The sequence below is a fragment of the Thermus composti genome, assembly GCF_014647535.1.
Classification (GTDB): Bacteria; Deinococcota; Deinococci; order Deinococcales; family Thermaceae; genus Thermus; species Thermus composti.
In genome coordinates, this window is record NZ_BMPJ01000057.1 from 1 (window position 1) to 1,088 (window position 1,088).

Below are 1,088 nucleotides of genomic sequence, written 5' to 3' on the forward strand. Positions count from 1 at the left end.
GGACCACGGGAAGACGACGCTGACGGCGGCGTTGACGTTTGTGGCGGCGGCGGAGAACCCGAATGTAGAGGTTAGGGACTACGCGGACATTGACAAGGCGCCGGAGGAGCGTGCGCGTGGGATTACGATCAACACGGCGCACGTGGAGTACGAGACGGCGAAGCGGCACTATTCCCACGTGGACTGCCCTGGTCACGCGGACTACATCAAGAACATGATCACGGGTGCCGCGCAGATGGACGGGGCGATTTTGGTGGTGTCGGCGGCGGACGGGCCGATGCCGCAGACGCGGGAGCACATTTTGTTGGCGCGGCAGGTGGGGGTGCCGTACATTGTGGTGTTTATGAACAAGGTGGACATGGTGGACGACCCGGAGCTTTTGGACCTGGTGGAGATGGAGGTGAGGGACCTCCTGAACCAGTACGAGTTTCCCGGGGACGAGGTTCCGGTGATTCGCGGGAGCGCGCTGCTTGCGCTTGAGCAGATGCACAAGAACCCGAGGACGCGGCGTGGGGAGAACGAGTGGGTGGACAAGATTTGGGAGTTGTTGGACGCGATTGACGAGTACATCCCCACGCCGGTGCGGGATGTGGACAAGCCGTTCCTGATGCCGGTGGAGGACGTGTTTACGATCACGGGTCGTGGGACGGTGGCGACTGGGCGGATTGAGCGGGGCAAGGTGAAGGTTGGGGACGAGGTGGAGATTGTGGGCCTTGTTCCGGAGACGCGGAAGACGGTGGTTACGGGTGTGGAGATGCACCGGAAGACCCTGCAGGAGGGGATAGCTGGGGACAATGTGGGTGTGCTTTTGCGGGGTGTAAGCCGGGAGGAGGTGGAGCGGGGGCAGGTGTTGGCTGCTCCTGGGACGATTACGCCGCACACGAAGTTTGAGGCGTCGGTGTATGTGCTGAAGAAGGAGGAGGGGGGTAGGCACACGGGGTTTTTTTCCGGGTACCGTCCGCAGTTTTACTTTCGGACGACGGATGTGACGGGTGTGGTGCAGCTGCCGGCGGGTGTGGAGATGGTGATGCCTGGGGACAATGTGACGTTTACGGTGGAGCTGATCAAGCCGGTGGCGTTGGAGGAGG

The 1,088-nt window shown here is 62.0% G+C and carries 1 protein-coding gene; it reads left to right on the plus strand.

What is annotated here, in order from left to right; all coding sequences use genetic code 11:
* Window positions 1-1,088, plus strand: a 1,088-nt coding sequence (gene tuf / locus IEX93_RS11335; protein WP_188848288.1) for an elongation factor Tu, incomplete at both ends; no start/stop codon positions are given.